Origin of the sequence: Bradyrhizobium genomosp. III, assembly GCF_000261705.1 — a bacterium.
Lineage (GTDB): Bacteria > Pseudomonadota > Alphaproteobacteria > Rhizobiales > Xanthobacteraceae > Bradyrhizobium > Bradyrhizobium ottawaense.
On record NZ_AJQF01000326.1, the window covers coordinates 1 to 12,283 of the forward strand.

Here is a 12,283-nt window from a genome sequence, read left to right on the forward strand (position 1 = left end):
CCGAACAGGTGTCAGCCATGTCCCCGGACTAAACAACAAGCCCGGGCATGACGAGCGCGGGTGTGGTCGCGAGCTACTTCATAACTCCAATCTCGCGGAAGTACTTTGCGACTCCCGGATGAATTAGCTCCGGCCTCGGCGCTGCGGCAACCGTGTTCGACGCCGTGGTCTCGCAGGCCTGCGCGAGCTTCTTGCAGAAATTCGTCTCGACGCCGTGCAGCGTCTTCGCCAGGCGATAGGCAATTTCGTCGGGCAGATCCTCGCGCGTCAGCACAAAGCTCCAGGACCCGAGCGAGGCGATCGGCGCGGACTGGTTCGGATAGCTATTGGCCGGCACCAGCAACGGCTTCAGGAAGGAATGCTTGGCGCGGATGCGCGTCATCTCTTCAACATCAGGCGCGATGAAGCGCGCGCCTGACGCGCTCGATGCGACCGCGGCAAAGCCGGGCCAGCCGATGCCGGCGCCCCAGAGCGCGGCGACGCGGCCGTCCTCGACCATCGCGGGACCGTCGCCGGCGCGATCGAGATAGATGGCCTTGAAGTCCTCATCCTGCCTCAGCCCGAGGCCATCCAGCACATAGCGCGCCAGGATCGGCAGGCCCGAGCCCTTGGCGCCGAACGCCACGGGCTGACCGACGAGATCGCGGATCGTCTTGTAGGGACTGTCCGCGCGCACCACGAACATGCCGGGGTTGGAATAGATCGCCGTGAGTATCTTCAGCCGAACCGGCGCACGCCCGATGCCGGCAAAGGCCTCATAGGCCGGCTCGCCTGCGACCAGCGCGAGATCGAGCTCGCCCTTCTCCAGCAGCGGAATGTTCTCGTTGCTGCCCTTGGTGTTGCGCGGGGCGATGGAGATTTGCGGATCGGCCGCGTTCATCACTTCGGCAAAGGCGTTGCCATAGAGTGGGAAGCCGCCGCCGGGCGTCGCGGTGCCCAAGCTGATCGTCGTGGTCGGAATGGCCGTGCCTCCGGTTTGAGCAGCAGCGGGGCTGGCGAGCAGCACTGCAGCAAGAGCGATCATCGCGAATCTCATGGTCATTCCCGGCGGGCCTGCGTCAACACCGACTTGCGGCGATGTAGGCAGGGAGCGGATTTTGTGAAAGCATATCGCCCAACGACAATAGAACAATGGGAGGCGTCATGTTGCGAATTTTGCGGTGCGGTTTTTTTGGGCTCGCAGTCCTCACAGGTCTTTTCAGCGCCACGCCTCCCTCCTCCGCCGCCTATCCCGACCGCCCCGTGCACTGGCTGATTGGATTTGCCGCCGGTGGCCCGGTCGACATCGTGGCGCGGATCATGGCGCAGTGGCTGTCGGACCGTCTCGGCCAGCAATTCATCGTCGAGAACCGCACGGGCTCCGGCGGCAACATCGCTGCCGCCGCCGCGATCAACTCGCCGGCCGACGGCTACACGTTGCTGTTCGTCGCGCCCAACAACGCGATCTCGACCTCGCTCTACAAGAAGCTGCCGTTCGACTTCATCCGCGACACCGTGCCGGTGGCCAGCATCATGCAGCTCACCAACATGCTGGTCGTCTCCAACGCGTTCCCCGCGAAGACGGTTCAGGAGTTCGTCGACTACTGCAAGGCCAATCCCGGCAAGATCTCCTTTGCCTCGTCCGGCAACGGCACCTCGGTGCACATGTCGGCCGAGCTGTTCAAGGTGCTGACCAAGTGCGACATGGTGCACGTGCCCTATCGCGGCTCCGCCATCGCCTTCCCCGACATCATCTCCAACAAGGTGCAGCTGATCTTCGACAATCTGCCTTCGGCCATGGAGCAGGTGAAGGGCGGCAATGTCCGCGCGCTGGGCGTGACCTCGCCGCAGCGCTGGCCGAGCGTGCCCGACGTACCCGCGATCGCCGAGACCGTGCCGGGCTTCGAATCGGTCGGCTTCTACGGCATCTCCGCGCCGAAGGGCACCCCAAGCGAGGTGATCGAGACCCTCAACAAGGCCGTCGGCGAAGCGCTGAAAGACCCGAAGCTGGTGGCGCGCCTCACTGAAGTCGGCGGCATCCCCAAGCCGATGACGCCGGCCGAGTTCGGCAAGCTGGTCAATGATGAGACGGAGAAGTGGCGCAAGGTGGTGGAGTTCGCCGGGGTCTCGGTGGACTAGCGGCAGCTCAGCGGCGAGCCGGCAGGACATCGGAGGGGACCCCGGAGGCCCCCTCCATCAAATATCGCAAAACAACCCCATGCACAGTAGACGAGTCTAATAATTTCAATGGGTTACGGGGGACAAAAAGCGGCCCGCCGCGGGGCGTTTGCTCCGTCGGGCAAAACAGGGGATATACAGACATCGTCATCAAATTCGGTTATCCGAAACTGCGCGCCCGGCGTTCTCGCGAGCCAGAGCCAGCATTGCACCCCCGCCCCCATCCCTGTAAACGAACCGCGCACCGTTGCCGGCCGCGCGTTCCCGCGAGCCGTCTCGCGGCGGGGCCTGTAGCTCAATGGTTAGAGCCGGCCGCTCATAACGGTCTGGTTGCAGGTTCGAGTCCTGCCGGGCCCACCACGCTTCGCCCTGCGGGCTACGCGCGGCACAGCCACGCAACGACCGAAGGGCGAACGGTCCGGCGTAGCTGGAGCAAAGCGGACGCGAAGACGGACTTCGGCCGCGAGCTTCGGCCCGGCAAGCCAGCGCCACACATCAAGAGCGAAGCGAGTGAAGGCTGCCGCGCCGCCGGCTGATCAGAGATAGCCCTACTCGGCAGCCATTGCTGTTCGCAACTCCGGTTTGTCCGTCGCGCTCACAGGGATCTCATCCGCAGTCGGCTTGATGCGGAACCACGCGGCATACAGCGCAGGAAGGAAGAGCAGGATCAACACCGTGCCGACTGCCGTGCCGCCGATCAAGGTATAGGCCATCGATCCCCAGAAGACGGAGTGTGTGAGGGGGATGAACGCGAGTACGGCCGCAAGTGCGGTCAGGATCACGGGCCTCGTGCGTTGCACCGTGGCTTCGATGACGGCGTGGTAGTCGTCGAGGCCCGCCGCGCGGTTCTCCTTGATCTGTTCGGTCAGGATCAGGGTATTGCGCATCAGTATCCCGGCCAGTCCGATCAGTCCCAGAATCGCGTTGAATCCGAAGGGCTGGTTGAAGATCAGCAACGCAGGCACGACGCCGACGAGACCAAGCGGTGCTGTCAGCATGACGAGGGCCATCATCGAGAATGATCTGACCTGAAGCATGATGACGATCAGCGTTGCGGCGATCATGGCGGGAAAGACGGTCGCGAGCGCGTCATTGGCCTTCGTGGCCTCCTCGATCGAGCCGCCGGTCTCGATGCGATAGCCGGCCGGAAGCGATGCGATCAGCGGCTGGAGGGCTTTCACGATGTCCTTGGAGACCTCGGGAGGCTGCGTCGCCTCATTGATGTCCGAACGAATCGTGACGACCGGCGTGCGATCGCGGCGCTTCAGGATCGGCTCTTCGAGCTGGACTTCCGAATGGCCGATCTGGTCGAGCGGAATCAGACGGCCGTCTCGGCTCGTCAGTGAGAAGTCGGCCAACCGTGTCGGATCCAGCCGCTCACCGCCGGCGCTGCGCGCCACGATCGGGACATTGCGAATGTCCTCGCGGACCTGCGTGACGGCGATGCCAGTGAGGAGGAACTGGAGCTGCCGCCCGACTTCCGCCGGCGAGAGGCCGATGAGGTTCAGCCGATCCTGATCTGGAATGAAGCGGAGCACGGGTGTGCGATTGCCCCAATCCCGATTGGCTTGTCGCACGTCGGGAACGCCCCGCATGACCTCGACGGCTTTTTCAGAGAGCGCGTACAATTTCGCGGGATCGGGGCCCATCACCCGAAACTCCACCGGGAACGGCGTGTAGGGTCCGAAGACGAGCTGGGTGACGCGCACACGCGCTTCCCGGGCAAGGCCGTGTGATACCGCCTCCCGGAGCCGCTGCTTCAAAGCCTCGCGCGCCTCGGCGTCTGGCGTCAGCACGACGATCTTGGCAAAGGCCGGATCGGGGAGCTCCGGCGCCATCGCGAAGAAGAAGCGGGGCGCGCCCTGACCGACATAGCTGGTCACGATCTTCGCCTCGGGTTGATCATGCAGCCAGCGTTCGAGCTTCTCGACGGCGGCGGTCGTCGTCTCGATGCTGGTGCCTTCCGGCAGGCGAACCTCCACGAGAACCTCGGGGCGATCCGACGTCGGGAAAAACTGCTGCTTGACCGCGCCCATGCCGAGGCCGGACAGCGCGAAAGCGATCACGACGAGGCTGCAGGTCAGGAACTTGTGGCGCACGGCCGAGGTGATGACCCGCCGCAAGCGCCGGTAGTTCGGCGTGTCGTAGATCGCGTGGTGGCCGCCCTCGATAGGCTTGATCGCGGGCAGCATCTTGACACCAAGGTAAGGCGTGAAGATCACCGCGACGATCCAGGAGACGATGAGAGCGAACCCGACGACCCAGAAGATGTTGCCGGCATATTCGCCGGCGGTCGAGCGCGCGAACCCCACCGGCAGGAACCCCGCGATCGTCACGAGTGTGCCCGAGAGCATCGGCGCCGCAGTGTGGCTCCATGCGTAGGCCGCCGCACTGAGGCGGTCCATCCCCTCTTCCATTTTCACCACCATCACCTCGATGGCGATGATGGCATCGTCCACGAGCAGGCCAAGCGCGAGGATGAGAGCACCGAGCGTGATGCGATCGAAGAATCGGCCCGTTTCCAGCATGATGAGAAACACGACGGCCAGCGTCAGAGGGACTGCGGCGGCCACGACGATTCCCACGCGCCAGCCGAGGCTGAGCAGGCTGACCAGCAGCACCACAGCGAGCGCCATTGCGAATTTGATCATGAACTCGTCGACCGCGGAGGTGATGTTCACGGCCTGATCGGTCACCTTGTCGAGCGTCATCCCGAGCGGCAGTGTCCGCGCCAGGGCTGCGGACCTCTCTTCCAACGCCTTGCCGAGCGCCAGACCGTTCCAGCCCTCCTGCATCACTGCCGCGAGCATGATCGTGGGCTCGCCCTGGTGCCGGATGATGTAGGTGGGAGGATCCTCGTAGCCGCGACGAACCTCGGCGATGTCGGACAGCTTCAAGGTTCGTCCCGCAGCGACGATCGGCGTGTCGGCGATCGCCTGCACGCTGTCGTAACCGCCGTCGACCCGGATGAAGACCTGTGGCCCGCTCGTGTCGATCGAACCTGCCGGGGTCACCGTATTCTGCCGCTGCAAGGCGGCAACGATATCCTGTGCCGACACGCCGAGCGTTGCCAGCTTGGGATAGGAAAACTCCACGAAGATCTGCTCGGGACGTTCGCCGAAGATATTGATCTTCTTGACGCCGGGCACATGCAGCAGGTCCTGGCGGATCACCTCCGCCTTCCTGGCGAGCTCACGCATCGGCATGCCCTTCGCCTTGAGGGCGTAGAGCGCGAAGCTCACGTCCGAATATTCATCGTTGACGAAGGGGCCGAGCACGCCGGCCGGCAGCTTGCGGGCTTCATCTCCGAGCTTCTTGCGAGCCTGATAAAACTCTTCCTGGACGCTCGATGGCGGCGTGCTGTCCTTCAGCGTCACCGTCATGTACGCATAACCCGGCCGCGTCGTCGTCTCCACCCGGTCGTACCAGGTCAGCTCCTGAATCCGCTTCTCCAGGGGTTCGGCGACCTGGTCCTGCATCTCGCGTGCCGTCGCACCCGGCCACACCGTCGTGACCGTCAGGGTCTTGATGGTGAAGGACGGGTCCTCGGCCCGCCCGAGCATGAAGAAGGCGTAGGCGCCTGCTGCCGCCAGCAGAATGATAAAGAACAGGGTGACGGCCCGCTCGCGAACGGCGACCGCGGAGAGATTGAAGCTCATCATTTGCTCCCGCCGTCGGAGGCGGTCCTGACGCGAGCGCCCTCGTGCAGGAGGTGAGCGCCGAGCGAAACAATGGGATCAGCTGAGCTTGATCCAGAGATAATGGCCGCTTCGCTGGTCACGCGCAGAAGCTTGATGGGGCGAAAGTGTACGGTCGAGCTGCCGCTGTCGAACACCCAGACGCCCGTTGTCCTGCCGTCATCGAGCACGGCGCCCAGCGGCACCTGGACTTCCGGCTGACTGTCCTGGCTTGCGAGCCGAATGGTGACTGTCGCGCCGAGCGGTGCTGCCGCCGCCTCGCCGCCGAGCACGTAGCGGGCCTCGTAAGTCCGGGTCTGCGCGTCGGCAGAGTTCGACAATTGGCGCAGATGCGCCGCGTAGCGGCGTCCATCGCTTCCATACAGGCTGGCCTCGGCGAACGAGCCGATCGCCGGCCGGATCGTTTCGGGAAGCGCCACCACGGCTTCGCGAGGCCCGGACTGCGCAAGCCGAACGACCGCCTGGCCGGCCGAGACCACTTGGCCGGGCTCGCCGAGCGTTTGGGTGACCGTGCCGTCCGCGTCTGCCACCAGGATGGAATAGGTCGCCTGGTTCTCGGCGACCCCTGCCTCGGCTTCGGCCGCGGCGAGCTGCGCCTTGGCTGTATCCGAGGCGGCCTTCGCCTGCTCGTAGCGCTGCTTGGACGTCCATCCGTCGTTGACCAGGTTGGCATATCGCCGCTCATCGGCATCCGTCTGCACGACTACCGCGCGAGCCGCGGCCACGGCGTTACGCTTCGCCGCAAGCGCAAGGCGGAGGTCGGTCTCGTCGATCCGCATGAGAGGCTGCCCGGCTTTGACCTGCTCGCCGACATTCACCAGCCGCTCGACGATCTTGCCGGCGACGCGAAAGCCGAGATTGCTCTCCACCCGCGCGCCGATGGTGCCTGTGAACCCGCGCTCGGAGCCGTTCACCCGCGCGGCCTTCACCAAGCTGACCATCGGCGGCTCCTGCCTCGGGTCGCTCACGGCAGAGGCCTTTGGGGTGAAAATGCCGAGACTGACGAATGTGGCCACCCCCGCCGGGATCATAATACCGGCCAAAACGGCAGTTCCCCTTTTCATGACAGTCTCCTGTGCGATTTAGATTTCGTTCGAACTCTATATCGAATTAGAGGTCGACCACAATCTAAATTTGGCGACCTGACGGGAACGTGATCTCAGGAAATCACCGGTCCAGCTGCAACTGCCCACTTGATAGATGTCATTCGACATCTATATTGGACATAGATTTCGACTGAAATCCAAATGGAGGAGCACGATGCGCGTCAGTCGCGTTCAAGCCGCGGAGAACCGCCAAACCGTGATCAATGTGGCAAGTCGCCTCTTCAGGGATCGCGGCTTTGACGGCATTGGCCTCAAGGATCTGATGGAGGGGGCCGGGCTCACCCAGGGCGCCTTCTACAAGCAGTTCGCGTCCAAGGAGGACTTGGCGGTCGAGGCATCCAAGCGCGCGTTGGAGAGCGCTTCCGGCCGATGGTCGGACGCGGCCGCGCGCAATCCTGACGATCCGCTCAGCGCAGTGATCGGATTCTATCTCAGTGCAGATCATCGCGAAGAGAGAATGGACGGCTGTCCGATCGTGGCCCTCGGCGCGGACGCCGCCCGGCAGGGTCCCGACGTCAAGGCCGAGTTCGAAGCGGGCATCAAGGCCCATCTCGACGTGCTCGGCCGCTTCATCGCCAAGGACGGCGACCAGGGGTCCAGAGACAAGGCCATGGCCATTCTCGCGACGATGGTCGGCGCCGTGACGCTGGCGCGCGCGGTCAACGACACCGACCTCGCACGAGCCCTTCTGGATGCCGCAGCCGCGCTGGTCCGTGAAGCCGCCGCCGCTTGAACGACCGCCCCCTCGAAACTTGGAGAGATCGGATGCTTGACGTGAGCGAAGCCGGGCCGAGTTTGCTCAAATTATCGGAGAGGCTCAGTGTGCGTTTTCACAAGACCGGCAGCGGGCCTCCGCTACTCCTCGTCCATACGATCCGGACGCAGCTCGAGTATTTCCGCAGCCTCGCGCCTCTCCTCGCCCGGTCGCACACGGTGTACGCCATCGATCTGCCCGGCCACGGACACTCACCGATCGATCCGGGCGCGAGCTTCAACGAGCCCTATTTCAGGCAGGCGGTCATCCGCTTCATTGAGGCGCTAGACCTCTCGGATATAACGCTCGTCGGCGAGTCGATCGGGGGCGCATTGGTCCTCACGGTGGCGGCCTCCCTCCCACACCGTGTAAAGCGGGTCTATGCAATCAACCCCTACGACTACGAAACTCGCTATGGGGACGGAATTCGACGGGGCAATTGGCTCGCGAACTTCATTATCGGAAGTCTGCAGATCCCGGTGCTCGGGGCGATCAACGCGTCGCTCGAAAACAAGATCGTTCTCGGCAAGATCATGGGTGGTGGATACCACGACCCGCGCAAGCTGCCGGCCGATCTGCTCGCCGAGTTCGACAAGGTGGCCCACCGCCCGGGATACAAGCGGGCCGCACGCAAGGTGTTGGCGGGCTGGCGATCCTGGAGCACGGCCCGCGACTACTATCGGCAGATCTCGGCGCCGGTGACGCTCATCTATGGCGACAGCGATTGGTCTCGGCCCGACGAGCGCGAGCGCACACGGTCTCTCATTCCCAACTCGCAGGTGGTGACGCTCAGGAATACCGGCCACTTCTCGGCTGTCGAGAATCCGTCGGAGCTGGCTCGGGCGATATTGGCCGCGGAATGAGTGCATGATCAAGCAGAGCACGCTCCTCCAACAGAAGGAGGCGAAGTGCGGCCAATATGCTATCCTCCCCGCTAGGCCACCAACGGAGACAACCCATGCCAACCAGCGTCAAGCAAATGCTCGAAGCCGCCAACGCGGCGGTGCCCAAGATTACGTCGGAACAGGCCACTGAGATGATCAAGAGCGGCAACACGCTGGTCGTCGACGTTCGCGATGCGCCGGAGGTGGCGGCCAGTGGCAAGATCGCAGGGGCCGTGAATGTCTCGCGGGGGATGCTGGAGTTTCGCGCGGATCCGGAGTTGCCTTCCCACGACAAGGCGTTCGACAAGAGCAAGAGCGTCATTCTCTACTGCGCGTCCGGCGGCCGGTCGGCGCTGGCCGGCAAGTTGCTGAAGGATTTGGGCTACGAGAAGGTCTACAACCTCGGCGGCTTCAAGGACTGGACGGGCGCCGTCGAGAAATAGGACGCGCGGGCCGGTCTGCAGGGGCTCGTTGCCGCCGAACGCCATCGCCGGCGGCTCGGCGCGCGATCCTCCTATTCGATCGACGTCATCTGCCGCCGGCGCAGCTCGGACGGGCTGTGGCCGAACTTCCTGCGAAACACCGTGCTGAAGTGCGACGAGCTGCTGAAGCCGAGGCGATAGGCGATCTCGGTCACCGACAGCGCGCGCAGCTCCGGGCGCATCAGCGCGTCGTAGCAACGCTGCAGGCGGCGGTTCAGGACCCATTCGGACACCGACATCTCGGTCGAACGAAACAGGTAATGCAGATGCCGGAGCGAGACGCCGTTGTTCCTGGCAATCTTCTCCAGCGACAGATCCGGATCGGTCAGATGCTCCTCGATCCAGCCCTTGACCGAGCGCAGGCGCGCGTTCCGCGCCGTCGCGTCTTCCGAGAACTCGTCCTTGTCGCCCATGTCCAGCGCGAGCGCCAGCACGTCCATCAACTCATGACCAAGCCGGGTTCGCGCCGTCTCCTCCAGGCTCGAGGCCTCCGATGCCAGCAGCGCGCAGAATTCGGCGGCGATCCGGCCCAGACCCCGCCCCGTCGCAATTGTCGCCGCCGACGGCATCTTTCCTTCGGCGAAGCGCGATGAAAATTCCTTGCGCGGAATCTCCAGATACAATGACCGGAATTGGTTCGAGCATTCGAGATCGTAGGCGTCGGAGGCCGAGAAGATCGCGCCGATGCCCGGGCTGGTCACCAGGGTCTGGCCGGCCTGGAGCACGTCCATGCTGCCCTGTTGCAGAAACTGGACGTAGTAACAATCCTTGTCGAGCTTTGCGATGTGCCGGTCGCGCCGCGATATCCGCTGCTCCGACAGGAAGACGTCGCTCATCGTGACCGAGCCAAATTGCGCCTCGCGGATAAAGCCCTGGTAGTCGGCCGGCTTTACCGCGTTCACGTCGACATGAACATAGTGGTCGCAGATCGCATCTTGCCAAGCTGCGAAGCGCTTGGCGGGGTCTAGCTCCTCGGTCGTAAACACGAGATCCATGGTGGCCCGTTGCAGCGAGGTCTGGCTGTGCAGCGCACAAAAGCTGCCGGCCGATCTTAGGTTCCTGTCAGCTTCGCGCAAGACTCTTTGCGCGCCAACGCAAAAGGTTTGCGCGTTCAAGCAAGCCGCCTTGAGGCTCCTCGCTTATCAAGCGCAAAACAAATCTTGGGACGGGGGGAGGCAAGCGCGCGCCGAGACGGCGATCCCGCGCGCGCGATGCCGATCCCAGGGATGGCAAGCGATGAAGCGCGTTCGGATCAGCCAACAGGAGATCGTGTTTGCGGTCTTCGCTGCACTTTTCCTGACCTTCTCGGTCTTCCTCAGCGGCTTTCTCTCCGCCGACAACATGCTGACATTGCTGCAGAACGTGGCGGTGCTCGGCATCCTTGGCCTCGCCATGGCAATCGTCGTGATCGGCCGCGGCATCGACCTGTCGCTGATCGCCGCACTCGCGGTCCCCGGCGGCCTCGTGCTGCAGATGGTGCAGAATGGGCATTCGCTGCCGGCCTCGCTGCTCGCCGCCGGCCTGCTGTCGATCGCGATCGGGCTCGTCAACGGCTGGCTCATCGCCTATGCGGAAGTGCCGCCCTTGTTCGCGACGCTGGCGACCGGCCTGTTCGTCGCCGGTCTCGGCCAGGCCGCCCTCTTCCAGCTCGACGTCGTGCAATGGAGCGAGGGCATGGCCGGGTTCGAGCGGCTCGGCCAGGGCAGCATCCTCGGCATCCCCACCTCGATCGTCATGTTCGCGATCGCCTGCGTCGTGGTTTTCATCCTGCTGCGCAAGACACGCTGGGGCGCCTACATCTACGCGATCGGCGACAACCCGTTCGCCGCGCGCGTGACCGGCATCCCGTCGCGGCCCATCATCGTGCTGCAATACGTCCTTGCGGCGCTGATCGGCTGCTTTGCCGGCCTCGTGCTGGCGGCGTCCGTCAACTCCATGCCGACCCGGATCTTCAATTCGACGCTGATCTACGACGTCATCCTCGTCGTCGTGCTCGGCGGCATCGGCCTGTCGGGCGGGCGCGGCGGGGTCGTCAACGTCATCATCGGCACGCTCCTGATCGGGACGATGCTGAACGGAATGACGATCCTCAACATCCCCTATGCGGGCCAGAACCTCATCAAGGGCCTCGTGCTTCTGGTCGCGGTGATCACGGACACGCTGCTCAATCCACGAAACGAAGAAACGGCCCAACAGGGCGACATCTGATCTGCCTGAAAAAAACGCGTATCCAACAAGGAGGAAGACAATGGCCTGCGTTCATAAATTCGCGCTTGGAAGCATCGCCGCATTGGCGCTTTCAGCCGGCGCCGCTCCGGCCCTTGCCCAGCAGGGCCTCGACGAGCCGTTCCAGAAGCCTTTCCGCGAAGCGCTCGCCGGCAAGACCGTCGCCTACGTGCCGGTGGCAATGAACTTCGACCTGACCGAAGGCTGGTACGCCGGCCTCAAGAAGGAGCTCGAGCCGTTCGGCGTCAAGTTCGTGATTCGCGATCCCAACTGGAATACGAACGCCGGCGCGCAAGCCGTCACCTCGCTGATCTCGGAGAAGCCGGCGGTGATGGTGATCCACAATCCCGACGTCCAGACCTACGCCAAGCTGCTGCAGCGCGCCGAGAACGAAGGCATCTACGTCATCCAGATCAACATGGGCTCGGCCTATCGCAGCTCGGCCTTCGTCGGTGCCAACTGGATCGAGATCGGCGAGCGCCAGACCGAGGGCGTGGTGAAGGCCTGCCAGGGCAAATCGAACAAGATCGCCATCATCCAGGGCGCGCTCTCGGCGGCGGCCAGCGCCTACACGCTCAAGGGCGTCGAGAACATCCTCGCCAAGCATCCCGAGATCAAGGTCGTCTCCAGCCAGGCCGCCGATTGGGATGCAGCCAAGGCGAAGGCAATCACCCAGACGGTGCTGAAGCAGAACCCTGACCTCTGCGGCATCGTCGGCTTCTGGGACGGCATGGACATCGGCACCGCCGCGGCGATCAAGGAAGCTGGCCTGACCGGCAAGGTGTTCCTGGCGACCTCAGGCGGCGGCGAGCGCAAGGGCGCATGCGAGCTCGTCAAGAACGGCTCGTTTGATCTCAACATGAGCTACGACGTCCCGACGCAGGCCGCGCAGATGGCCGGCACGATCAAATGGCTGTTGTCGTCGGGCGCCAAGCCGGGTTCGGTCAAGGGCTCCGAATACACGACGCTGATCCCG

General features: G+C 64.0%; 10 protein-coding genes and 1 tRNA gene. 7 read left to right on the top strand and 4 right to left on the bottom strand.

What is annotated here, in order from left to right; genetic code table 11:
• Positions 1-73: 73 nt before the first annotated feature.
• Entirely contained in the window at positions 74-1,036 is a 963-nt protein-coding gene (locus IC66_RS0126530; protein WP_028142261.1) for a TAXI family TRAP transporter solute-binding subunit, read from the bottom strand.
• Positions 1,037-1,143: 107 nt separating this feature from the next.
• Between IC66_RS0126530 and IC66_RS0126535 the strand changes: the two genes are divergently transcribed.
• Entirely contained in the window at positions 1,144-2,118 is a 975-nt protein-coding gene (locus tag IC66_RS0126535; RefSeq protein WP_028142260.1) for a Bug family tripartite tricarboxylate transporter substrate binding protein, read from the top strand.
• 323 nt (positions 2,119-2,441) lie between these two features.
• Positions 2,442-2,517: transfer RNA gene (locus IC66_RS0126540), tRNA-Ile, on the top strand.
• A 188-nt stretch (positions 2,518-2,705) separates the two neighbouring features.
• Here IC66_RS0126540 and IC66_RS0126545 read toward each other — a convergent pair.
• Both IC66_RS0126545 and IC66_RS0126550 read right to left on the bottom strand, forming a co-directional pair.
• Positions 2,706-5,816 (bottom strand): efflux RND transporter permease subunit, encoded by a 3,111-nt coding sequence (locus IC66_RS0126545; protein WP_028142259.1) that lies wholly within the window; start codon positions 5,814-5,816, stop codon positions 2,706-2,708.
• Entirely contained in the window at positions 5,816-6,886 is a 1,071-nt protein-coding gene (locus IC66_RS0126550) for an efflux RND transporter periplasmic adaptor subunit (RefSeq protein ID WP_370091661.1), read from the bottom strand. The genes IC66_RS0126545 and IC66_RS0126550 overlap by 1 nt, the downstream gene beginning before the upstream one ends.
• Before the next feature lie 229 nt (positions 6,887-7,115).
• Here IC66_RS0126550 and IC66_RS0126555 point away from each other — a divergent pair, with 229 nt between their 5' ends.
• From IC66_RS0126555 to IC66_RS0126565, 3 genes are all read left to right on the top strand, one after another.
• Positions 7,116-7,694: a TetR/AcrR family transcriptional regulator gene (locus IC66_RS0126555; protein ID WP_028142257.1), complete on the top strand. Its 579-nt coding sequence runs from the start codon at positions 7,116-7,118 to the stop codon at positions 7,692-7,694.
• A 32-nt stretch (positions 7,695-7,726) separates the two neighbouring features.
• Positions 7,727-8,578, top strand: coding sequence for an alpha/beta fold hydrolase (locus IC66_RS0126560; RefSeq protein ID WP_028142256.1), 852 nt, complete (start codon positions 7,727-7,729; stop codon positions 8,576-8,578).
• Positions 8,579-8,673: 95 nt separating this feature from the next.
• The gene (locus IC66_RS0126565) at positions 8,674-9,042 is read left to right on the top strand and encodes a rhodanese-like domain-containing protein (protein WP_038949708.1); all 369 of its coding nucleotides are present in this window, start codon (positions 8,674-8,676) and stop codon (positions 9,040-9,042) included.
• Between the two features lie 71 nt (positions 9,043-9,113).
• On the opposite strand, the gene IC66_RS0126570 is transcribed toward IC66_RS0126565, so the two are convergent.
• Positions 9,114-10,076, bottom strand: coding sequence for a helix-turn-helix domain-containing protein (locus IC66_RS0126570; RefSeq protein WP_038949709.1), 963 nt, complete (start codon positions 10,074-10,076; stop codon positions 9,114-9,116).
• 241 nt (positions 10,077-10,317) lie between these two features.
• Here IC66_RS0126570 and IC66_RS0126575 point away from each other — a divergent pair, with 241 nt between their 5' ends.
• The gene (locus tag IC66_RS0126575; protein ID WP_038949710.1) at positions 10,318-11,289 is read left to right on the top strand and encodes an ABC transporter permease; all 972 of its coding nucleotides are present in this window, start codon (positions 10,318-10,320) and stop codon (positions 11,287-11,289) included.
• Positions 11,290-11,329: 40 nt separating this feature from the next.
• Positions 11,330-12,283, top strand: a 954-nt coding sequence (locus tag IC66_RS0126580) for a sugar ABC transporter substrate-binding protein (RefSeq protein WP_049806643.1), incomplete at its 3' end; no start/stop codon positions are given.